Raw genomic sequence first — 21,284 nt, forward strand, 5'->3', positions numbered from 1 at the left:
GCCCTGAGTCACAGCGGCGCCTGCAGGCAGGTCAGGGAAGGGAGCATCATGAGTGAGACCACCGTCGTGGATCCCGGGGCGGACGAGGAGGCCGGCGGGCGCTGGCCACGGCCGGGAACCACCCCGTTCGGCATCAGCCTCGAGGACTACATGCTGCCGGCCACCGCGCCGATCCAGATGGTCGACGAGCACGGCGTGCGCCAGGCCCCGGGCGAGGGTCGCGTGCAGCCCGGGCACGAGTACGCGTTCCCCGACGACGCGACGCTGCTCGCCGCCTACCGCAAGCTCGTCGTCGGCCGCCGCGTCAACGACCAGAACTCCGCGCTCGTCCGGCAGGGCCGGATGGCCGTCTACCCCTCCAGCCACGGGCAGGAGGCCTGCCAGGTGGCCGCGGCGTTCTGCCTCGCCGCGCAGGACTGGCTGATGCCGACCTACCGGGACAGCGTCGCCGTGATGAGCCGCGGCGTCGACCCGGCAAAGGTCATGGTCTCCTTCCGCGGCGACTGGCACGCGGGGTACGACCCGATGGCCGAGCGCGTCGCCACCCAGTCGACGCCGCTGACCACCCAGCTCCTGCACGCCGTCGGCGTCGCCCATGCCGCGAAGCTGCGCGGCGAGGACACCGTGGTGCTGGCGATGTGCGGCGACGGCGCCACGAGCGAGGGCGACTTCCACGAGGCCCTGAACTTCGCGGCCGTCTTCCATCTGCCGGTGATCTTCTTCATCCAGAACAACCAGTACGCGATCTCCGTGCCCCTCGCCCATCAGAGCGCGGCCCCGTCCCTCGCGCACAAGGCCATCGGGTACGGCCTGCCGGGGGAGCGGGTCGACGGCAACGACCTCGCCGCGCTGCTCGCCGTCCTCGGCCGCGGCGTGGAGATCGTCCGCGACGGCAGCGGCCCGGTGCTCGTCGAGGCCCACACCTACCGGATGCAGGCGCACACCAACGCCGACGACGCCACCCGGTACCGGCAGGACGAGGAGGTCGCCGGCTGGGCGGCGAAGGACCCGCTGACCCGGCTGCGCACGTACCTGACCGGCACCGGCGTGCTCGACGAGGCCGCCGAGGCGGACATCACCGCGGAGGCCGAAGCGGTCGCCGCCTCGCTGCGGGCGGCGCTGAACGCCGAGAGCCAGCTTGACCCGCAGGACCTGTTCGCCCACGTCTACACCGAGCCCACCCCGCAGCTGCGGGAGCAGGCCGCCCAGCTGGCGGACGAGCTGTCCCGCGAGGAGGACGCATCATGAGCGACACGACGATGACCCGCGAGACCATCCCCACGTCGTCGGACGCCAACGGCAACATCAGCACCGCGACAGCCAACGCCGCCGCCAGTTCCGCCGCTGCTGCCCCTGCTCCGGTGACCTTTGCCAAGGCGCTGAACACGGCGCTGGCCGACGCCATGGCGGCGGACCCCTCCGTCGTCGTCTTCGGCGAGGACGTCGGCACGCTCGGCGGCGTCTTCCGCATCACCGACGGGTTGACCGCCCGATTCGGCAAGGACCGCTGCTTCGACACCCCGCTGGCCGAGTCCGGCATCATCGGGATGGCCGTCGGCATGGCGATGAACGGCCTCCGACCCGTCGTCGAGATGCAGTTCGACGCGTTCGCCTACCCGGCGCTCGAGCAGATCTTCAGCCACGTCGCCAAGATGCACAACCGCACCCGGGGTGCCGTCTCGCTGCCCCTGGTCATCCGCATCCCCTACGGCGGCGGCATCGGAGGCGTCGAGCATCACTGCGACTCCTCCGAGGCGTACTACGCGCACACGCCGGGCCTGAAGATCTTCACGCCGGCCACCGTCGCGGACGCCTACCGGATGCTGCGCGAGGCGATCGCGTCCGACGATCCGGTCGTGTTCTTCGAGCCGAAGAAGCTGTACTGGTCGAAGGAGACGCTCGACCTGGCGGCCCTGCAGGAGTCCGTCGGCGACGACGCCGCCACCGGTGAGGACCGGGCGGAGGGCAAGGCGGTCCTGGCCCGGTCCGGGACCGACGCGACCATCGTCACCTACGGCCCGTCCGTGCCGACGGCGCTCGCGGCCGCGGCCGCCGCGGAGGCCGAGGGGCGCTCCGTCGCCGTCCTCGACCTGCGCACCCTGGTGCCGCTGGACGACGAGGCGATCACCGCCGCCGTGCGCGCCACCGGCCGCGCGGTGGTCGTGGCCGAGTCGCAGGGTTTCGTCTCCGTCGCCTCCGAGCTCGTCGCCCGCATCCAGGAGCGCTGCTTCCACCAGCTGGCTGCGCCCGTGCGCCGGGTGACCGGCTTCGACATCCCGTACCCCTCGCCCAAGCTCGAACACCATCACCTGCCCAGCGTCGACCGCATCCTGGACGCGCTGGACGACCTGCAGTGGGAGGACCGATGACCACCGCCACCACGACCGTGCGCACCTTTCTCCTGCCGGACCTCGGCGAGGGCCTGACCGAGGGCGAGCTGGTGCGCTGGCTCGTCGCCGTCGGCGAGACGATCGTCGTCGACCAGCCCGTGGCCGAGGTCGAGACCGCCAAGTCCGTCGTCGAGGTGCCCTCCCCGTTCGGCGGGGTGGTCGCGACTCTGCACGGCGACGCCGGCGCGGTGATCGACGTCGGATCCCCGCTGATCAGCGTCGATGAGGGCGGCTCGTCCGCTCCTGTCGAGGCCGGTTCCGGCGGCGCCGACGGGGCCGCTGCTGATCCTGGCACGGCCCCGGCCGGAGCCGCTCCCGGCACCGCCCCGGTGGGTGCCGAGCGAGCCCTGAGCTACCGCGAGGAGGAGCGCGCCGGGGCGACGCCGCCCGCGGAGGTCACGCCCGACACCGCCGGCGGGGACGCCGCGGAGTCGAGCGCCGGTGGCTCCGGGAACGTGCTGATCGGCTACGGCACCAGCGGCACGGCCGCCCGGGGACGGACCCGGCGCCCGCGCGGTGCGTCCGCTCCTTCTGCTCCTGCTCCTGCGGCTCCTGCTCCTGCTTCCGCGGCGACGCCCGCGTCCCCGGCGGCCCCCGCGGCTCCCGCTCCCGGTGACCGTCGCGCGCCGTCGGTGATCTCGCCGATCGTGCGCCGGCTGGCCCGCGAGCTCGGGATCGCTCTGGACGCGGTCACCGGCACCGGCCGCGACGGGCTCATCCTCCGCCGCGACGTCGAGGCGGCGGCCGGCACCGGTACCTCGGCCGCGACGACGGAGGCCGCGGCCAGTCTGGGGGAGACCCCGGCCCCGTCGTCGCCGACACCCGCTGCCGCCGTCACCGCTCCCGCTACGGGCGAGACCGACCGCCGCAGCGGCCTGCCCGTCGCCGCGCGCACCGAGATGCGCGGCGTGCGGAAGGTGACCGCCGAGGCGATGAGCCGCAGCCGCCGGGAGATCCCCGAGGCCACGGTCTGGGTCGACGTCGATGCGACCCGGCTGCTCAAGCTGCGCGAGCGGCACAAGGCGGCGGACCCGGCCGGGGCGCCCGGCCTGCTGGCCCTGATCGGCCGGTTCACCGCGGCCGCACTGATGCGCTACCCCGAGCTCAACGCCCGGATCGACGGCGATCACATCGTCACCGTCGACGGTGTCAACCTCGGCTTCGCCGCCCAGACCGACCGCGGCCTCGTCGTCCCGTCCGTGCCGAATGCCCACCGGCTGAACGCCCGCGAACTCGACGCCGAGCTCAAGGCGCTCACCGCCCGGGCGCGGGACGGCAAGTGCACCCCCGAGGAGCTGCGCCGCGGCACCTTCACGCTGAACAACTACGGGGTGTTCGGGGTGGACGGCTCCGCCGCGATCATCAACCACCCCGAGGTCGGCATCCTCGGCGTCGGGCGGATCATCGAGAAACCGTGGGTGGTCAAGGGGCGGCTCCGCGTGCGCCGGGTGACCCAGTTGACGCTCGCCTTCGATCACCGGGTGTGCGACGGCGGGACGGCCTCGGCCTTCCTCATGTTCGTCGCCCGGGCCATCGAGGACCCGACCTCGGTGCTGGCCGAGCTGTAGGCGCCGGGCCGGCGTCGGGTCCTGGGGCCGTTGCGTCGTCCGCGACCGACCGTGTGAACCCGGCAACGGTCGCACCGAGCGGGTCCGGGGCTCGCCTGCTCCGGTGCCATGATGGGGCCATGACCGAGACTCCCGATCCCGCCCAGCGCTCCGTCGAGCTGACCCGCGACGCCACCGGCCGCTACACCGCGCGCAACGCCGCCGGGGCGTCCGTCAGCTTCGGCCAGGCGGACGGGCTGCTCTCCCCGGTCGAGCTGCTGCTGGCCGCCATCGCCGGGTGCTCCGCGATCGACGTCGACACCGTCACGTCCCGGCGCACCGAGCCGGTCGAGTTCCGCGTCGAGGCCTCGGGCCGCAAGGTCGTCGACGACGGCGGCGGCAACCGGGTCGAGGACCTCCACCTGGGCTTCCACCTGGCCTTCGCCGACGACGAGGCCGGCCGGCAGGCGGCGGGGATGGTCGACCGGCTCGTCGCCCTCTCGCACGACAAGAACTGCACCGTGTCGCGGACCGTCGAGCACGGCACGCCGGTCGGGTTCGACGTCGACGTCCGCATCGGGGACGGCGCGAACTGATCCGGCGCCAGCCGTCACCGTCGCTCGGATCGCCGGTGGGACCGTTCCTTCCGCCGAGGCGGTGAACGTCGGTCCCGAACGGCAGCAACGGTCCCCTCTGGCGTGACGGCCGACGCGCTCCGGTTTGTCAGGCCCGGTGCGTCAGCTCCGCGTCGGCAGCTGCTGGAGCGTCCAGGTGTTCCCGTCCGGGTCGGCGAAGGTGACGAACCGGCCCCACGCCAGTTCCTGCACGCCCTGCGCGTCGACCCCGTTGCTCGTCAGGTGCGCCAGCGCCTCGTCGGCGTCCGGAATCACCACCTGAACGCTGTGCTGGCTCCCCGGTTCGGCGTCGTGGATACCGGTGCCGAAGGCGATCGAGCACGCCGAGCCCGGCGGGGTGAACTGCACGAATCGCAGGCCCTCGTGCGGGGTGTGGTCGTGGTCCAGGGTGAAGCCGACCTGGTCGCGGTAGAAGGCGACGGAACGGTCGACGTCGGCGACGGGGAAGAAGATCAGTTCGATGCGCCAGTCCACGGTGGTCTCCTCGAGCAGCACGGTGATGGCGTCAGCGTAGGACCGGGCTCGCCGGTGCGACACCCGTCTGCGGCCAGGGCCTGACCGCAGACGGTTGCCCCCTTCCGCTCACGACCGGCTCGGCGTAGCGTTAATTCAACGGTTGTTGAATTGGAAGCCCGAGGAGGCCGCCATGTCCACCGATTCCCTCCCGTCGAACGCCGACGCCGCTGTCATCACGGAGAGCCGCGACTGCATCGTCGTCGGCGGCGGACCGGCCGGCGTCATGCTCGCCCTGATCCTCGCCCGCGGCGGCGTGCGGGTGACGGTGCTCGAGAAGCACCGCGACTTCCTCCGCGACTTCCGGGGGGACACCGTGCACGCCTCGACCATTCGCCTGATGGACGAGCTCGGTTTCGGCGATGCCTTCGCGGCGCTGCCCCAGGACCGGCTCGCTAACTTCGAGCTGCCGCTGGGCGACGGCAGGACGGTCACCCTCGCGGACTTCGGCCGGCTGCGGCCGCCGTACGACTACATCGCGATGATCCCGCAGTGGGATCTGCTGGACTTCCTCGTCGACCAGGCCACGCCCGAGCCCGGCTTCGACATCCGGATGCAGGCCGAGGTCACCCGGCTGCTGGAGGAGGACGGCGCCGTCACCGGTGTCGAGTACGTGGACCGGGCCACCGGCGCACGGCACCGGCTGACGGCGCCGCTCACCGTGGCCTCCGACGGGCGTGGGTCGCTCGTCCGGGAGCAGGCCGGGTTGGTGCCGAAGGAGTTCGCCGTCCCGTTCGACACGTGGTGGTTCCGGCTGCCGCGATTCGAGGGTGAACGGCAGCACTCCTCGCTGATGCCCGTGTTCGGGAAGGGCGAGATCATGCTCTCGCTGGTCCGCAACACCTTCTTCCAGATCGCCTACTTCCGGGAGAAGGGCGCCGACGCGCAGCTGCGGGCCGAGGGCATCGAGCGCTTTCGGCAGCGCGTCGCCGGGATGCGGCCGGACCTGGCGGACCGGGTGGACACGATCGCGTCGATGGACGAGGTGCACCTGCTCGACGTCAAGCTCAATCGCCTGCGCCGCTGGTACCGGCCCGGTCTGCTGCTGATCGGGGACGCCGCGCACGCCATGTCCCCGGCCGGCGGTGTCGGCATCAACCTCGCCGTGCAGGACGCCGTCGCGGCCGCCACTCGGCTGGCTGCACCGCTGAAGGCCGGCACCGTCACGGAGCGCGACCTCGCCGCGGTGCAGCGCCGCCGGTACCCGCCGACGGTCATCATCCAGGCCGTGCAGCGAGTGCTGCAGGCGGCGATCTTCGGGCCCGCCGTCCAGGGGAAGCGGAGCGGGCCGCCGGCGGTGATGATCGCGCTCGCTCGCCACGTGCCCGCCTTTTCGGCGCTACCGGCGCGGCTGATCGCCCTCGGTCCACGTCCCGAGCACGCGCCGTCGTTCGCGCGACGGCCCGGGCGGACCGGACACCGCACGCCCGGCGAGTCGACGCGGGACGAGCGGTCGATGCGGGACGAGCGCGCGGCAGCCGGCGAGCGGGCGGCAGCCGCCGGATGACGGCGCCGGCTCCCCGGCGCGGCCGGCGTGGTGCCGGGCACGACACGCGGGCCCTGATCCTCGCCGCCGCCCGCCGTCGCTTCGCCGCGGACGGGTTCGACGGGGCCACGGTGCGGGCCATCGCCGCCGACGCCGGCGTCGATCCCGCCATGATCAACCACCACTTCGGCGGGAAGGAGCCGCTCTTCCTGGCCGCGGTGGAGGCGCCGTTCGACCCGGCGCAGTACGTCCGGTCCGTGCGGCCGGCGGACACCGAGGGGCTCGCGGCCCGGCTGCTCGCCACGCTGCTGCCGGTGTGGGACTCCCCGGCCGGGGCCGCCGCCGTCGGGCTGTTCCGCTCCGGCCTGCACCGGGACTGGGGCGTCGCGCTGCTGCGCCAGTTCATCCAGCGCCGCGCGCTCACGCCGATCGTGGAGCACCTGCCGGGGAACGACGCCGAGCGGGCGATGCGCGCGTCCCTGGTCGCGAGCCAGATCGCGGGGCTGATCCTGACGCGGTACGTGGTCAAGCTGGAGCCGATCGCGTCGATGCCGCACGAGCAGATCGTCGCCCTGATCGCACCGAACCTGCAGCGCTACCTCACCGGACCGCTGCCCTGACGGCCCTGCCCTGATGCCAGCTCGCCACAAGATGTCCCGTCGGGGGTCGAATCCGGCTCCGATAGAGCATCTATTGACGAGCTGGCGTGAAGGTCCAGGGGTGCCGGGGCAGGGCCGCCGGATCGAACCGCTCGAGCATCGCCGCCGCCGTGCGGGCACCGCGCAGGTCCAGCGAGTCGGCGATCATTCCGACGACGTCGGCGACGGCAACCCCGTCCTCGGTCAGCTCCCGCAGCGTCACCGCGCCGTCCCGCTTGGCCAGCCGCGCCCCGGTCGGCCCGAGCACGAGCGGGACGTGGGCGTAGGTCGGCGGCTGCAGCCCGAGGACGGTCGCGAGGTAGGCCTGCCGTGGGGAGGAGGCGAGCAGATCGTCGCCCCGGACCACCTGGTCGATGCCCATCTGACCGTCGTCGAGCACCACCGCGAAGTTGTAGGCGACGGTCCCGTCGTTGCGCACGAGCACGAGATCGTCGACGAGCCCGGTCCACTCGCCGGCGAGCACGTCGTGCACCGTGAAGGAGTCCACCGCGGAGCGCAGCCGCAGCGCCGGGGGCCGGCCACTCGCCCGCCGGGCCGCCCGCTCGGCGTCGTCGAGGTTCCGGCAGGTGCCGGGGTAGGCGCCGGGTGCCGCGTGCGGGGCCGACGCCGCCTCGGCGATCTCCCGGCGGGTGCAGAAGCACGCGTAGACGAGTCCACGCTCCCGCAACGTCTCGAGGGCCTCGGCGTACAGGACGTTGCGCGTGGACTGGACGACGACGTCGCCGTCCCAGTCGATGCCGACCGCCGCCAGGTCCGCCAGCTGACGTTCCGCCGAGCCTGAGCGGGCGCGGTCCAGGTCCTCGACCCGCATCCGGAACGCCCGGCCCGTGCTGCGGGCGAACAGCCAGGCCAGCAGCGCGGTACGCAGGTTGCCGACGTGCAGGTCCCCGGTCGGGGACGGGGCGTAGCGGCCTGTGGGACTCACCGGTCCACCCTACTGAGGCCGGGCCGCGACCCGGGTCACGGCCCGGGATCAGGAGAATCCCTCTATCCCGGGGCGCCCGGCGTTCCTACGATCGAGCCACCGAGTGCATCGCGCACCGGGCGTGATGCCGGGGATCGGCGGCCGTCGGGGGCCGCCGGAGGAGGTAGTCATGAGAAGGACACGATCGGCCCTCGCCGCCGTGGCGCTGGCCGGTTCGTTGCTGGTGGTCCCGTCGACGGCGACGGCGGCCACGACGACGGCGGCTCCCTGGTGCGGGATCACCTGGGGATCCACGCCGAAGGGAACGCTGCCGTGGACGGCGGCCACGCTGACCGGGGTGCGCGCCGGCCAGCACGACTGCTACGACCGCCTGGTGTTCGACGTGCAGGGCCCCGCGGTGGGCTTCCGTGTGCAGTACGTGAACCAGGTGCTCCGGCAGGGCTCCGGCCTGCCGCTGTCCCTGCGCGGTGGCGCGTACCTGGAGGTCGTGGTCAACGCCTCCGGCACGAGCCCGGCGCTCAACCGCTCCGAGATGGTGGACGTCAGCGGGTACTCGACGCTGCGGCAGGTGGCCTGGGGCGGGAGCTTCGAGGGCCAGTCGACCGTCGGCGTCGGCGTCCGGGCGCGGCTGCCCATGCGCGCCTTCGTGCTCGCCGACGGCACCACGAGCCGGCTCGTGGTCGACGTCGCCCACCGCTGGTGACCGACCCGCGGTGACGGAGCAGCACCGACCACACGAGTGAACGGGCCTGAGTGAACGGGCCTGAGGGAACGACACGGGTGCCGCGGCGAGGAGGGCCGCGGCACCCACTCGTGTGGGCGCCTCCCTGTTGCGAGTGCGGGTGCGGGCGCCGCCGGTCCTAGGCTGGATCGATGGACAACCTGGACAACCGCCCCCACGTGCTCATCACCGGCGGCACCCGCGGCATCGGCCGCGCGGTCGCCGAGGAACTCGCCCCCACCCACCACCTGCTGATCGGCGGCCGGGACCGGGACCTGGCCGCCGCGGTCGCCGCGTCCTTCCCGTCCGCGGAGCCGTTCGTCGCCGACCTGACGTCCGGGGACGACGTCGCCGCGGCTGCCGGACGGATCGACCGGCTCGACGCCCTGGTCCACTCGGCGGGCATCACCGCGATGGGCACCGTCGAGGAGCTGTCCCGGCAGACGTGGCGCGAGATCCTCGAGGTCAACGTGGTCGCCGTCGCGGACCTGACGAGCCGGCTGCTGCCCGCCCTGCGCCGGGCCCGGGGCCAGGTGGTGCTGATCAATTCCGGGTCCGGCTTCTTCACCAACCCCGGCAACAGCGTCTACAGCGCCAGCAAGTTCGCCCTGCGGGCCTTCGCCGACACCCTGCGCGAGGAGGAACGGCAGCACGGTGTGCGGGTCACCTCCATCCACCCCGGCAAGGTGGACACCGACATGCAGCGCCAGATCGTCGGCCACCAGGGCGGCGACTACCGCGCCGACGCCTACCTGACTCCGGAGTCCGTGGCCCGCGCCGTGGTCTTCGCCCTCGGTGCGACGCCGGAGGCCCAGGTGGAGTCCCTCAACGTGCGCCCGATGGCCACCTGACCGGGAGTCGCCTGACGGCGCGGGCCGGCCGGCAGGCCCGCGCGTAGAGTGGAATCGATGGCCGGACGCGACGACTTCTCCCTCCGCAGGTTCGTCGTTCCCGTGTTCGGCCCCTCCGTGCTCTTCGCCGTCGGCGAGGGCGCCATCCTGCCGGTGGTCCCGCTCACCGCCCGCGATCTCGGCGGCTCGATCGCCGTCGCCGCGGTCATCGTCACCCTGATCGGCGTCGGGTCGCTGCTGTCCAACATCCCGGCCTCGATCGTCACCGCCCGGGTGGGGGAGCGGTGGGCCATCGTCGCCGCCGCCGCGCTGTGCGCCGTCGGCATGCTGACGGCGCTGCTCGCGCCGAATCTCGCGGTCCTCGCGATCGCCGTGTTCCTGATCGGGTCCTCCGGCGCCGTCTTCAACCTCGCCCGGCAGCTGTACCTGACGGTCATGGTCGAACCGCGGTACCGGGCCCGCGCCCTCTCCAGCCTCGGCGGCTCGATGCGGATCGGCCTGTTCATCGGCCCCTTCGTCGGGGCGGCGGTGATGCAGCTGACCGGCCTCGGCGGTGCCTACCTCGTGGGCGTCGTCGCCCTCGTGGCGGCCGGCGCGATCGCCCTGTCGATGCCGGACCCGCCGATGCCCACCCGCTCGATCCCGGTGGTCACCACGGACGCGCTGGCGGGCGGGACGTCGTCGGCGGGCCCGCGTGCCGACCAGCCCGAGCGTCCCTCCACCGGCTCCGCCGTGACCATCCGGTCGGTGCTGCGCAGCCACGCCCGCATCTACGCCACCATCGGGGTGGCCGTCATCTTCGTCTCCGCCATCCGTCAGGCCCGCCAGGTCGTGATCCCCCTCTGGGCGGAGAGCCTGGGCCTGGACCCGTCCGCCACGTCGCTCGTCTACGGCATCTCCGGCGCGGTCGACATGCTCGTCTTCTACCCGGCCGGCAAGCTGATGGACACCCGCGGGCGCCTGGCGGTGGCGGCACCGAGCATGGCGGTGATGGGCGTGGCCCTGCTGCTCTGCCCGCTCACGACGACGACGGTGCCGTTCCTGCTGGTCGCGATGATGCTCGGCTTCGGCAACGGGATCGGGTCCGGCCTCGTGATGACGCTGGGCGCCGACTACTCCCCGTCGGACGGGCGGGTGCAGTTCCTCGGCGTGTGGCGGTTCATGGCCGACGCGGGCTCGACGGCCGGTCCGCTCGTGCTCTCCGCCGTGACCGACGCCGTCTCCCTGGCCGCGGGCGTGTCCGTGACCGGGGTGCTCGGTCTGATCGCCGCCGTGCTGTTCGTGATCCTGCTGCCGCGGATCAAGCCGATCCGGGCCTGACGCCCGGCTCGAGCCGGTAGAACGCGGCGGCGTTGCTCCACAGCACGGCATCCCGGTGCTCCGGCCCGGCGGCCTCGGCGAGCAGGTCCAGGTCCGCGTCGGCGAAGGGACGCCGCGCGCGCGTGGACGGCAGGTCGGTGCCCGCCATCACCGCGGTGGGGTCGACGGACAGGATCGCCGCGATCGCCTGCGCCGGGTCCAGGTCCACCCGCCCGAACCCGGTGGCCTTGACCCGGGCACCGTGCTCCACAGCGACCAGCAGGTGCGGCAGCCCGTCCGCGTGCAGGCCGAGGTGGTCGATGCTGACGGCGGGCAGGCGCCGCAGCACGGGCAGCAGGTCCGGCAGGTCCCGGGCGTCGATGTACAGCTCGGCGTGCCAGCCGGCGACGTCGTGCACCTGCCGGGCGAGCGGCTCCAGGGCCTCGACGGCCGCCGACCCGCCCCGGCGGACGTTGAACCGCACGGCCCGCACCCCGGCGTCGTCGAGCCGGGTGATCTCCGCGTCGGTCACCGTCTCCGGCAGCTGGGTCACGCCCACGAACCCGGGCCCGAGCTGGGCCAGCGCGTCGAGCAGGTAGGTCTGGTCGAAGCCCTGGAAGGAACCCGAGACGACGGCGCCGCCCCGCACGTCGAGCGCGGCGACCCGGTGCCGGTAGGCCGGCACCGGGAACGGGTCGGGCAGGTACCCGTCGTTGGGCACGAGAGGGAACCGCGGGTCGACGATGTGAAGGTGGGCGTCGAAGACGGGCCCGGCGGGCGCGCTCAGGGCAGGACCGAGCGCCGGCCGAGGACCAGGGTGAGCGCGGCGAAGAGCGCGCAGGCCGCGGACGTCTCGAACAGCAGCCCCGCCCACAGGTTGCCGCCGGTGCCGGCGACGGACGCCGGAATGACCCCGGTGTACAACACGCCCGAGACGCACAGGGCGACGACGCCGATCCCCAGCAGCACCAGGCCGGCGAGCCGAGCCTGCTCGGCGACGGCCCGGTTGCGGGCGGCACCCCCACCGGCCCGGCCCCGCCGGCGCGCGGCCCGGGGGTCCGTCAGGGCCGCCGCGGCGCACGCCCACGCCCCCACCACGGCCAGGGCGGCGACCACGTCGGAGGGGCGGTGCCAGTAGCTGATCAGGGTCGAGGCGGCCACGACGGTGGTGAACACGGCGCCGGCGACGCCGAACACGGGCCGCCACTCCCGCGGCACGGCGATCAGCAGCGCGACCGCCGCCGCCCCGGCCGCCGTCGTGTGACCGGACGGCAGCGAGTTCAGGGTGAGGGTGTCCAGCCCCAGGTCCGGCCGCTCGAACACGGCGTACTTGAGGAACTGGGTGGTCAGCACCGCTCCGGCCACCGTCACGACGACGGCGACCAGCACCGCCCACCGGCGCCGGACCACGGCGATCAGCACCGCCAGGGCGATCAGCACCCCGGCGATCAGGAACCACGGGAGCGTCTGCAGCCACACGGCGGCCGGGGTGTCGCCGGTCTGCAGCTTCTGGGCGCTGGTCAGGGGCGCCTCGTCGAGCTGCTGGCCGAGGACGGTGCGGACGAAGAACGCGTACACGGCGAACACGGCGGCGGCGCACAGCGCCGCGCCGGTCCAGAGGGCGGCCACCGGCAGGGTGCGGGTGGCCGGCCGGCGGGCGCCGGTCCGGCCGCGGTCACGGGTCAGGTGGGACAGAGTCATCGCTGCCATTGTCCCATCCGGGCCCGTCCTCGGGGGTCCGCCCGCCTGAGCGTTCGGGTGGGATCGCCGGTGGATACGCTGAACCGGTGAGCGATGCCGTGACCCCTGGACCGTCCGTCCCGCCCGGAACAGGCCCGGTGCCCGAGGAGGTCCCGCTGCCGCCCGTCCGGCCGACTGACCTGCCGCCCCTGGCCGACCTGCAGGACGCCGCGCGGGTGGTCAGTGTGCCGATGCGGGTCCGGTTCCGGTCCACCGAGACCCGGGAGGTGCTGCTCCTGCGCGGCCCGGCCGGGTGGGGAGAGTTCGGACCGTTCCCGGAGTACGACGACGCCGAGGCGGCCGCGTGGCTGGCGTCGGGCATCGAGGCCGCGTGGACCGGCTACCCGGAGCCGCGGCGCAGCCGGATCCCCGTCAACGCCACCGTCCCGGCGGTCGCCGCCGACCGGGTGCCCGAGGTGCTCGCCGGGTTCGGGCCGGTGAGCACGGTCAAGATCAAGGTGGCCGAGCGCGGGCAGAGCCTGGAGGACGACGTCGCCCGCGTCGCCGCCGTGCGCCGCGCACTGCCGGACGCGGCCCTGCGCGTCGACGCCAACGCCGGCTGGACGCACGAGGCGGCGGTCGAGGCGCTCACCGCGCTCGGACCGGTGCACCTGCAGTACGCGGAGCAGCCGGTCGACGGCATCGACGGCCTCGCCCGCCTGCGGGAGGCGTTGCGGGACCGCGGCGTCGACACGTTGATCGCCGCCGACGAGAGCGTGCGCCGGGCGGACGACCCGCTGCGGGTGGCCCGCGCCGGGGCCGCGGACCTGATCGTGGTCAAGGCCGCGCCGCTCGGCGGGGTGCGCCGCGCGCTCGCCGTCGTCGCCGCCGCGGGCCTGCCGGCCGTGGTCTCCAGCGCGCTGGACACCAGTGTCGGCATCCGTGGCGGGGTCGCCCTGGCCGCCGCCCTGCCGGACCTGCCCTTCGCGTGCGGGCTCGGCACGGTGGCGTTGATGGCCGACGACGTCGTCGCCGACTCCCTGCGCCCGGTCGACGGGCACCTCGACGTGCGCGATGTCGTCCCCGACCCGGACCGGCTGGACGCGCTGGCCGCTCGGCCGGACCGGGAACGGTGGTGGCGGGACCGGCTCACCCGGGTGCACGCCGTCCTCGCCGGACGCGGCTGACGCGGCTGACCGGCGCGGCCACCGCCGGTCGTGGTCCCACCGTGGGCGCGAACCCGATCGGCCACCTCGTGTTCACCGGCGGGTCATCTTCGCGTCGCGCGTCGTCGGCGGCGCACTGGCAGCGTGTGCCCTCGGGGGCATCACACCGCACGAGCCGACGAGGGAAGCCACGATGACCGAGACCACGCGCACGCCGCTGTCGCTCCTGCCCATGTACGGGCACACGAAGGGCAAACGCAGCCCCGTGACCTGCCACTTCAAGTGCGGGAACGCCTGCCTGGGCGAGACCTGCAACACCACCGACAACGAGTACTTCCGGGACGTGGCCGCCGCGGCACTCAGCCGGCGCAACGTACTCGGCCTCGGCGCGGCCGGCGCCGTTCTGATCGCCGCCGGCTCCGCGGCCACGGGCGGTCCCGCTGCCGCGGCTCCGGCCGCGTCCGCCCTCCCCACCGGCCACGGGCATGGCCGCGGGAACGTCGGGCGGCTGCCGTTCACCGCGATCACCCCGGTCGACAAGAGCGTGGACGCGTTCACCGTCCCCGCCGGGTACACCTGGTCCCCGATCATCCGCTGGGGCGATCCGCTGTTCGCCGATGCCCCGGCGTTCGACCTGCAGCACCAGACCCCGTCCGCCCAGAAGCGGCAGTTCGGCTACAACAACGACTACACGGACGTCATCGTCGATCACGGCAACGGCCGCAGCGGCATCCTCGTCTGCAACCAGGAGTACGTGAACCCGGGCATCATGTTCCCGGCGACCACGGACCCGGCGCAGCAGGCCACCAACCGGGCGATCGCCCGCGCCGCCCACGGCATGTCGGTCGTCGAGCTGACCCGGCGCCGCACGGGCCGGCCGTGGAGCTACACCGTCGGGGGCCGCCGGAACCGGCGCGTCGACGCGGACACCACCTTCGCCTTCGACGGTCCCGCCGCCGGCTCGGCCCTGCTGCGCACCGTCGAGCACGCCGACGGCACCACGACCCGCGGCACGATCGGGAACTGCTCCGGCGGCACGACCCCCTGGGGCACGGTGCTCTCCGGCGAGGAGAACTTCAACGGCTACTTCCGCACCCCCGGCACGAGCGCCGAGGACAAGCGCTACGGCCTGATGGACAAGCCGAGCACATACGGCTGGGAGGCCGACGAGCCGCGCTGGGACACCCGCAACGCCGGGTACGAGAATGCCGCCCACCAGTTCGGCTGGATCGTCGAGATCGACCCGCAGGACCCGACGTCGACCCCCGTCAAGCACACCGCGATGGGCCGCTTCAAGCACGAGGGCGCGAACGTGCGCGTCGACGGCGAGGGCCGGGTCGTGGCGTACATGGGCGACGACGAGAAGTTCGACTACCTGTACAAGTTCGTCTCCCGCCGCAGGGTCTCGAGGAACCGCGCCGAGAACCTGAAGCTTCTCTCCGAGGGCGACCTGTTCGTCGCGAAGTTCCGCGGCGACAGCGGCGCGAGCGAGATCGACGGCTCCGGCCGGCTGCCCGCGGACGGCGCCTTCGACGGCAGCGGCATGTGGCTGCCGCTCGTCGTCGACGGTCGTTCGCAGGTCAGCGGCATGAGCGTCGAGGAGGTCCTCGTCCACACCCGTCTGGCCGCCGACCAGGTCGGAGCGACCAAGATGGACCGCTGCGAGGACGTGCAGCCGAACCTGCTGACCGGCAAGGTGTACGTCGCGTGCACCAACAACTCGGACCGCGGCAAGACCGGCAAGGCCGGCGCCGACGAGGTCAACCCGCGCACGCCCAACCGCGACGGGCACATCGTCGAACTGACCGAGACGGGCAACCGTGCGGCCGCGACGACGTTCCGCTGGAACCTGCTGCTCGTGTGCGGGGACCCGGCGACCAACACGTCCACGTACTTCTCGGGCTTCCCGAAGGAGAAGGTCTCGCCGATCTCCTGCCCCGACAACGTCGCGTTCGACTCCACCGGCAACCTGTGGATCTCGACCGACGGGGCGCCGTCGACCATCGGGTACAACGACGGGCTGTTCAAGGTGACCCTCGAGGGCCGCGAGCGCGGTCGCGTGCAGCAGTTCCTCTCCGTGCCCACCGAGGCGGAGACCTGCGGGCCCGTGATCCACGACCGGGACGGCATGGTCTACGTTGCCGTGCAGCACCCGGGCGAGGAGGGCTCCTTCGCCGCCCAGCACTCGCTGTTCCCGGACTACGTCCGCCCCGGCACGAGCCCCCGAGCCGGCCAGGTCGCCGCGCCGCGCCCGTCGGTGGTGCAGGTCCACCGGCGCTGAGCCACCCCCACCGGGGCGTTGAACGGGCGCCCCGGACGACGCCGCACGCCGGCGTCCCCCGACCCGGCCGGACCACGCGTCCGGCCGGGTCGGTGTCGTCCGGTGCGGGCCGGTGCGACCGTCGCGGCATGATGGAGCGGTGACTGATGCGATGACCGTGGCCCGCGCGGTGGTGCGGCTGCTGATCGACGGCGGGGTGCGCGACGTCGTCGTCTGCCCCGGCTCCCGCAGCGCGCCCCTGGCGTACGCGCTGGTCGAGGTCGCCGTCGAGCCCGACGCGGATCCCACCACCGCGAGCCGGGACGTCCTGCCCGGCCGGCTGCGCCTGCACGTGCGGATCGACGAACGGTCCGCCGGGTTCACCGCGCTCGGTCTGGCACGGGGCACCGGGGTCCCGGCGGCCGTGGTCACCACAAGCGGCACCGCCGTCGGCAATCTGATGCCCGCGGTGATGGAGGCGAACCACAGCGCGGTGCCGATGCTCGTGCTCAGCGCAGACCGGCCCGAGGAACTCCGCGGCACCGGCGCCAACCAGACCACCCGGCAGGCCGGCCTCTTCGGCGTCCACGTGCGGGAGGCGATCGACGTGCCCGCCGACGACGTCGACGCAGCGCTGGACGCCGTCGGCCGGGTGCTGGCCGCGGCGAACGGACTGCTCCCGCCGACCCACCCGGCCTTCTCCTTCGAACCCGTGGCGGCGCCCGGGCCGGTGCAGCTCAACCTCGCCTTCCGGGACCCGCTCGTGCCGGCGGAGGACCCGGTGGTCGTTGCCGAGGCGGCGCCGTCGACGGCGTATGCCTCCACCCTCACGATCACGGCCGACGGCGACAACGACGGCGACGGCGGTGACGGCGACAGTGGCGGCGGGCGCAACGCCGCGCCCCTCGCGACCCGGCCCGTCGAGTCCGACGGCGACAATGACCGTGACGGCGACCGATCCCGCTCCGCCCTGCTCTCCTATTCCCCGACTGCCGCTGGCACTGGCGCAGCCGCTGCCGTAGGGACTGGCACTGGCACTGCGGCTCGCACCGGCGGTGCCGCGACTCGCCGCACCGTCGTCGTCGCGGGCGACGGTGCCGGGCCGGAGGCCGCGCTGTTCGCGGCCGAGCGCGGGCTGCCGCTGCTCGCCGAGCCGTCCTCGAACGCCCGGCACGGAGCGACGTCCGTGGCGGCCTACCGACTGCTGCTCCCGCACCTGCTGGAGCGGGTCGAGCGGGCGGTGCTGTTCGGACGGCCCACGCTCAGCCGGCCGGTCGCCGCCCTGCTGGGCCGCGAAGAGATCGAGACCGCCCTCTACGCGCCGGTGCCCGTCGCCTGGTTCGACACCGGCCGCCGCCGCGAACGCGTCGTCACCGACCGTGACGAGCTCGCCGCCTTCGCCGGGACCGGACCGGACGGGTGGGCGGACGAGTGGCAGGACCGCGGAACGCACCTGGCCGGTCGGCTCGTCGAGCTCGCCGAGGACGACGCCCGGGAGAGCGGCGTCAACGGGCCCCTCCTCGCGGAGCGGCTGTGGCCGGCCACGGACGGCATCCTCCTCGCCGGGTCGTCCAACCCCATCCGCGACCTCGACCTGATGGCGCCGGTCGCCGGCCCCGGTCCGACGCGGGTGATCGCCAACCGCGGCGTCGCCGGCATCGACGGCACCATCTCGACCGCGACCGGCGTCGCGCTCGGCACGCGCCGCCCCGTCCGGGTGCTGCTCGGCGACGTCACCTACCTGCACGACGCGACCGGCTGGTACCTCGGCGCGGGTGAGCCGGAACCGGACCTGCAGGCGGTGGTGCTCAACGACGCCGGGGGAGCGATCTTCGGCCTGCTCGAACACGGGAAGGTGGCCCGGCGAGCGGGCTGGACGAGCGCGGTCGAACGGCTGTTCGGCACCCCGCAGCACGTCGACCTGGGGTCGCTCGCCGCTGCCTACGGGGTCCGTCACCAGCGGGTGGCCGACCTCGGCGCCCTTGAGACAGCCCTCTCGGCGCCGATCCGTGGACGCAGCCTCATCGAGGTGGTCGCGGATCGCACCCGGCTCGCCGACCTGCACGCGTCGTTCACCGCCGCGGCCGCCGACATCGCCGGCGCGAATTGACGCCCATCGCGCGCTGACGCCCACCGCGAACTGACGGGACGTCGGCCGCACCCGGACCCGGTCGCACCCCGCCCCGCACCGACCCCGGACAGCGCAATGCCGCGTCGTTCGTCGATTGCCGCGAACGACGGGGCAATCGACGACCAACGCGGCATTCCGCGGATGACGCGGAGTCCGGCGAGCCTCAGAGCACCTTGGAGAGGAACTCCTGGGTGCGGGGGTTCTGCGGGTTGCCGAGCACCTCGCGCGGGTGACCGGCCTCGACGACGGCGCCCTGATCCATGAAGACCAGGGTGTCGCCGACCTCGCGGGCGAAGCCCATCTCGTGGGTGACGACCATCATCGTCATGCCCGAGCGGGCAAGGTCCTTCATCACCTCGAGCACGTCCCCGACCAGCTCCGGGTCGAGCGCCGAGGTGGGCTCGTCGAAGAGCATCAGTTCCGGTTCCATGGCCAGCGCCCGGGCGATCGCCACGCGCTGCTGCTGACCGCCGGAGAGCTGCGAGGGGTAGTGCCCGGACCGGTCGCCCAGGCCCACGCGGTCGAGCAGCTCGTGCGCGCGCCTGGTGGCCTCGGCCTTCTTGACGCCCTTGACCTGCATGGGCGCTTCCATCACGTTCTGCAGCGCCGTCATGTGCGGGAACAGGTTGAAGCGCTGGAAGACCATGCCGACCTCACGGCGCTGGGCCGCGATCTGCCGGGGCGTGAGGTCGTGCAGCCTGCCGTCCTGCTCGCGGTAGCCGATCAGCTCGTCGCCGATGAAGATACGCCCGGCGCTGATGGTCTCGAGCTGGTTGACGCAGCGGAGGACGGTCGACTTGCCGGAGCCTGACGGCCCGACGACGACGCAGACCTCGCCCCGGTTGACCGTGAGGTCGATGCCGCGCAGCACGTGGTGGTCGCCGAAGAACTTGTGCAGCCCCTCGATCCGCACCAGGGGGGCGGTACCTCGCTCGGCGCGGGGAGCGGTGCGGGTGGTCTCGCTGGTCATCGTCCGTCGCCTCCTGCGGCACGGTTGCCGGGTAGATCGCCCTCGCCCGCCAGGGCGGGCGCATCGGTGGTGGCGGCATCGTCGGCGGCCGTGTGGTGGGCCGCCGGCGTCACCTTCACCGGAGCCGGGGAGTCCGCGTCCACGCCCCGGCCGAAGTGCCGCTCGATGTAGAACTGGCCGACCATGAGGATGCTCGTGACGAGCAGGTACCAGAAGGCGGCCACGATCAGCAGCGGGATCGGCAGGTAGATGCGGTTGGCAATGGCGTTGGTCGAGAACGTCAGGTCGAGGATGAACGGCACGGCCAGGACGAGCGACGTCGTCTTGAGCATGCCGATGGTCTCGTTGCCGGTCGGGGGCACGATCACCCGCATCGCCTGCGGCAGCACGATGCGCCGCATGATCACGGACTTGCGCATGCCGAGGGCCTCCGCGGCCTCTTCCTGCCCGTTGTCCACCGACTTCAGGCCGGCGCGGAAGATCTCGGCGAGGTACGCCGACTCGTTCAGCGCCAGGCCCAGGGTCGCGGCCCAGAAGGAGGAGAGGAGCGTCTCCGTCCTGATGGTGAACAGCTCGGGGCCGAACGGGACGCCGAGGGCGATGTTGGGGTACAGCGTCGACGCCAGACCCCAGAACACCAGCTGGGTGTAGACGGGAGTGCCGCGGAAGAACCACACCCACACCCAGCTGACCCAGCGGAAGAGCGGGTTGTCCGACTGCCGCATCAGCGCCAGGGTGATCGCCAGGACGATCGCGATGACCATCGAGAGGACGGTCAGCAGCAGGGTCCAGCCGACACCGGCGATCACCCGCGTGTCCAGCAGGTACTTGGCGACGACGTCCCAGCGGTAGTTCTCGTTGGTCACCAGGCTCTGGGCGAGCAGGGCGACGAGCACGATGAGCACCGCCGCGCCCACCCAGCGCCAGGGGTGCCGGACGGGGACGGCGCGGATCAGGTCCGGCCGGGCGTTGCCGCCGGCGTCCGGGTCCCTGCGGGTGGTGACGCCGTGACTCACGACTGCGCCGGGTTCAGCTCTGACGTCTTGACGGCGCCGTCGGTGTTGTTCCAGGAGGCAAGGATCTTGGTGTAGGTCCCGTCATCGATGAGCTTCTGCATCGTCTTCTGCATCAGGCCCGCCAGCGCGGTGTCCTTCTTGGCCACGGTGATCGCCTGCGGGGCGGCGTCGTAGACGTCGCCGACCTTCTCGATCTGTCCGTTGGTCTGGGTGATTGCGTAGCTCGTGATGGGCGAGTCGGCGGCCATGGCGTCGATGCTGCCGTTGACGAGGCGCGTGGTCACGTCCGTCTGGTTCTTCAGGGACACGATGGTGATGGCGTCCTTGCCGGCCGCCTTGCACTTGGCGCTGCGGTCGGACAGGTCCGGGGACTCCTGGACGGTGCCGGTCTGGACGCCGACGGTCTTGCCGCAGACGTCGTCCACGGAGACGTTCTTGGGGTTGCCCTTCTTGACGGCCCACTGGGTGCCGGCCTTGAAGTAGGACACCATGTTCACGGCCTTGAGCCGCTCGGCGTTGATCGTGAAGGACGACATGCCGACGTCGTACTTGGAGCCCAGCGCCGGGAGGATCGAGCCGAACTCCGCGGTCTGCACGGTGGCCTTCAGGCCGAGGGTGGCCGCGATGGCCTTGGCGAGGTCGATGTCGTAGCCCTGGGCGGTCTGGCCGTCCTCCTTGAGGAACTCGGCCGGGGCGTAGGACGTGTCCGACCCGACGGTCAGAGTGCCCTTCGACTTGATCGCGTCGGGCACCTGGCCGGCGAGCGCGTCGTCCTTGGCGACCGAGGTCGGATCGAAGCTGGCGACGGAGGACCCCGAGGCGTTGGTGGCCGGGCTGGACGTCGTGTCCGAGTTGGAGCAACCGGAGACGGCGCCGAGGACCGTGAGGACCAGGGCAGAGGCGAGCAGTCGTGAGCGCAAGGCGTCCTCCTGTGGACGGGCAGGGCAATGGTCGGACAGGGCACCAGTGCCGAACGGGGAGCCGGTGCGCATGCTTCCAAGAGTATGCACCACCCCACGTGTCGTCCTCGTTTCC

At 73.1% G+C, this 21,284-nt stretch carries 19 protein-coding genes; 12 read left to right on the forward strand and 7 right to left on the reverse strand.

All coding sequences use genetic code 11. The features are described from left to right. The first annotated feature begins 48 nt into the window (after window positions 1-48). The 4 genes from pdhA (at window position 49) to BGP79_RS04255 (ending at window position 4,533) form a co-directional block, all read left to right on the forward strand. Complete coding sequence (gene pdhA / locus BGP79_RS04240; protein ID WP_076693430.1) at window positions 49-1,248, forward strand: pyruvate dehydrogenase (acetyl-transferring) E1 component subunit alpha; 1,200 nt, start codon at window positions 49-51, stop codon at window positions 1,246-1,248. Next, entirely contained in the window at window positions 1,245-2,369 is a 1,125-nt protein-coding gene (locus BGP79_RS04245) for an alpha-ketoacid dehydrogenase subunit beta (RefSeq protein WP_233121109.1), read from the forward strand. Before pdhA ends, BGP79_RS04245 begins: the two co-directional genes overlap by 4 nt. After that, on the forward strand, window positions 2,366-3,958 hold the full coding sequence (locus tag BGP79_RS04250) for a dihydrolipoamide acetyltransferase family protein (RefSeq protein WP_076693431.1): 1,593 nt from the start codon (window positions 2,366-2,368) through the stop codon (window positions 3,956-3,958). The genes BGP79_RS04245 and BGP79_RS04250 overlap by 4 nt, the downstream gene beginning before the upstream one ends. Window positions 3,959-4,077: 119 nt before the next feature. Further along, complete coding sequence (locus tag BGP79_RS04255; protein WP_076693432.1) at window positions 4,078-4,533, forward strand: OsmC family protein; 456 nt, start codon at window positions 4,078-4,080, stop codon at window positions 4,531-4,533. A 141-nt stretch (window positions 4,534-4,674) separates the two neighbouring features. Here BGP79_RS04255 and BGP79_RS04260 read toward each other — a convergent pair whose 3' ends face one another. After that, the gene (locus tag BGP79_RS04260; RefSeq protein WP_076693795.1) at window positions 4,675-5,046 is read right to left on the reverse strand and encodes a VOC family protein; all 372 of its coding nucleotides are present in this window, start codon (window positions 5,044-5,046) and stop codon (window positions 4,675-4,677) included. A 172-nt stretch (window positions 5,047-5,218) separates the two neighbouring features. Between BGP79_RS04260 and BGP79_RS04265 the strand changes: the two genes are divergently transcribed. Further along, window positions 5,219-6,592, forward strand: coding sequence for an FAD-dependent oxidoreductase (locus BGP79_RS04265; RefSeq protein WP_076693433.1), 1,374 nt, complete (start codon window positions 5,219-5,221; stop codon window positions 6,590-6,592). Continuing rightward, on the forward strand, window positions 6,589-7,191 hold the full coding sequence (locus tag BGP79_RS04270) for a TetR/AcrR family transcriptional regulator (RefSeq protein WP_076693434.1): 603 nt from the start codon (window positions 6,589-6,591) through the stop codon (window positions 7,189-7,191). The genes BGP79_RS04265 and BGP79_RS04270 overlap by 4 nt, the downstream gene beginning before the upstream one ends. A gap of 70 nt (window positions 7,192-7,261) precedes the next feature. Here BGP79_RS04270 and gluQRS read toward each other — a convergent pair whose 3' ends face one another. Beyond that, complete coding sequence (gene gluQRS / locus BGP79_RS04275; protein WP_076693435.1) at window positions 7,262-8,155, reverse strand: tRNA glutamyl-Q(34) synthetase GluQRS; 894 nt, start codon at window positions 8,153-8,155, stop codon at window positions 7,262-7,264. 169 nt (window positions 8,156-8,324) lie between these two features. Here gluQRS and BGP79_RS04280 point away from each other — a divergent pair, with 169 nt between their 5' ends. From BGP79_RS04280 to BGP79_RS04290, 3 genes are all read left to right on the forward strand, one after another. After that, on the forward strand, window positions 8,325-8,858 hold the full coding sequence (locus BGP79_RS04280; protein WP_076693436.1) for a hypothetical protein: 534 nt from the start codon (window positions 8,325-8,327) through the stop codon (window positions 8,856-8,858). Window positions 8,859-9,028: 170 nt separating this feature from the next. Next, window positions 9,029-9,727, forward strand: coding sequence for an SDR family oxidoreductase (locus tag BGP79_RS04285; protein ID WP_143588307.1), 699 nt, complete (start codon window positions 9,029-9,031; stop codon window positions 9,725-9,727). Window positions 9,728-9,784: 57 nt separating this feature from the next. Further along, a complete protein-coding gene (locus BGP79_RS04290) occupies window positions 9,785-11,047 on the forward strand; it encodes an MFS transporter (RefSeq protein ID WP_076693437.1) in 1,263 nt (420 codons plus the stop codon). On the opposite strand, the gene BGP79_RS04295 is transcribed toward BGP79_RS04290, so the two are convergent. Together BGP79_RS04295 and BGP79_RS04300 are read right to left on the reverse strand one after the other, a co-directional pair. Continuing rightward, window positions 11,028-11,867 (reverse strand): amidohydrolase, encoded by an 840-nt coding sequence (locus BGP79_RS04295; protein WP_369800165.1) that lies wholly within the window; start codon window positions 11,865-11,867, stop codon window positions 11,028-11,030. The genes BGP79_RS04290 and BGP79_RS04295 overlap by 20 nt on opposite strands. Next, the gene (locus tag BGP79_RS04300) at window positions 11,810-12,727 is read right to left on the reverse strand and encodes a phosphatase PAP2 family protein (protein ID WP_158067135.1); all 918 of its coding nucleotides are present in this window, start codon (window positions 12,725-12,727) and stop codon (window positions 11,810-11,812) included. Before BGP79_RS04300 ends, BGP79_RS04295 begins: the two co-directional genes overlap by 58 nt. A gap of 155 nt (window positions 12,728-12,882) precedes the next feature. On the opposite strand from BGP79_RS04300, the gene BGP79_RS04305 reads away from it, so the two are divergent. The 3 genes from BGP79_RS04305 to menD all read left to right on the forward strand — a co-directional run bounded on the left by BGP79_RS04305 (window position 12,883) and on the right by menD (window position 18,242). Continuing rightward, window positions 12,883-13,893 carry an o-succinylbenzoate synthase gene (locus BGP79_RS04305; RefSeq protein ID WP_198928426.1) on the forward strand — a complete coding sequence of 337 codons (1,011 nt, stop codon included), beginning with the start codon at window positions 12,883-12,885 and terminating at the stop codon, window positions 13,891-13,893. Window positions 13,894-14,065: 172 nt separating this feature from the next. Next, complete coding sequence (locus BGP79_RS04310; RefSeq protein ID WP_076693438.1) at window positions 14,066-16,153, forward strand: PhoX family phosphatase; 2,088 nt, start codon at window positions 14,066-14,068, stop codon at window positions 16,151-16,153. Between the two features lie 139 nt (window positions 16,154-16,292). Beyond that, window positions 16,293-18,242 (forward strand): 2-succinyl-5-enolpyruvyl-6-hydroxy-3-cyclohexene-1-carboxylate synthase, encoded by a 1,950-nt coding sequence (gene menD / locus BGP79_RS04315; protein ID WP_369800156.1) that lies wholly within the window; start codon window positions 16,293-16,295, stop codon window positions 18,240-18,242. Between the two features lie 184 nt (window positions 18,243-18,426). Here menD and BGP79_RS04320 read toward each other — a convergent pair whose 3' ends face one another. Genes BGP79_RS04320 through BGP79_RS04330 form a run of 3 tightly spaced genes read right to left on the reverse strand, consistent with a single transcriptional unit; the run spans window position 18,427 to window position 21,169 of the window. Then, on the reverse strand, window positions 18,427-19,233 hold the full coding sequence (locus BGP79_RS04320) for an amino acid ABC transporter ATP-binding protein (RefSeq protein WP_076693440.1): 807 nt from the start codon (window positions 19,231-19,233) through the stop codon (window positions 18,427-18,429). After that, window positions 19,230-20,249: an amino acid ABC transporter permease gene (locus tag BGP79_RS04325; RefSeq protein WP_076693441.1), complete on the reverse strand. Its 1,020-nt coding sequence runs from the start codon at window positions 20,247-20,249 to the stop codon at window positions 19,230-19,232. Before BGP79_RS04325 ends, BGP79_RS04320 begins: the two co-directional genes overlap by 4 nt. Then, entirely contained in the window at window positions 20,246-21,169 is a 924-nt protein-coding gene (locus BGP79_RS04330; RefSeq protein ID WP_076693442.1) for an ABC transporter substrate-binding protein, read from the reverse strand. The genes BGP79_RS04325 and BGP79_RS04330 overlap by 4 nt, the downstream gene beginning before the upstream one ends. Between the last annotated feature and the right edge of the window lie 115 nt (window positions 21,170-21,284).

Origin of the sequence: Tersicoccus sp. Bi-70 (genome assembly GCF_001968825.1) — a bacterium.
In the GTDB taxonomy this organism is placed as follows: Bacteria; Actinomycetota; Actinomycetes; order Actinomycetales; family Micrococcaceae; genus Tersicoccus.

Bases quoted from the DNA above. Each gene is read 5' to 3' on its own strand.
- pdhA (WP_076693430.1), top strand. From the start codon at position 49: ATGAGTGAGACCACCGTCGTGGATCCCGGGGCGGACGAGGAGGCCGGC.
- BGP79_RS04245 (WP_233121109.1), top strand. From the start codon at position 1,245: ATGAGCGACACGACGATGACCCGCGAGACCATCCCCACGTCGTCGGAC.
- BGP79_RS04250 (WP_076693431.1), top strand. From the start codon at position 2,366: ATGACCACCGCCACCACGACCGTGCGCACCTTTCTCCTGCCGGACCTC.
- BGP79_RS04255 (WP_076693432.1), top strand. From the start codon at position 4,078: ATGACCGAGACTCCCGATCCCGCCCAGCGCTCCGTCGAGCTGACCCGC.
- BGP79_RS04265 (WP_076693433.1), top strand. From the start codon at position 5,219: ATGTCCACCGATTCCCTCCCGTCGAACGCCGACGCCGCTGTCATCACG.
- BGP79_RS04270 (WP_076693434.1), top strand. From the start codon at position 6,589: ATGACGGCGCCGGCTCCCCGGCGCGGCCGGCGTGGTGCCGGGCACGAC.
- BGP79_RS04280 (WP_076693436.1), top strand. From the start codon at position 8,325: ATGAGAAGGACACGATCGGCCCTCGCCGCCGTGGCGCTGGCCGGTTCG.
- BGP79_RS04285 (WP_143588307.1), top strand. From the start codon at position 9,029: ATGGACAACCTGGACAACCGCCCCCACGTGCTCATCACCGGCGGCACC.
- BGP79_RS04290 (WP_076693437.1), top strand. From the start codon at position 9,785: ATGGCCGGACGCGACGACTTCTCCCTCCGCAGGTTCGTCGTTCCCGTG.
- BGP79_RS04300 (WP_158067135.1), bottom strand. From the start codon at position 12,727: ATGACTCTGTCCCACCTGACCCGTGACCGCGGCCGGACCGGCGCCCGC.
- BGP79_RS04310 (WP_076693438.1), top strand. From the start codon at position 14,066: ATGACCGAGACCACGCGCACGCCGCTGTCGCTCCTGCCCATGTACGGG.
- BGP79_RS04320 (WP_076693440.1), bottom strand. From the start codon at position 19,233: ATGACCAGCGAGACCACCCGCACCGCTCCCCGCGCCGAGCGAGGTACC.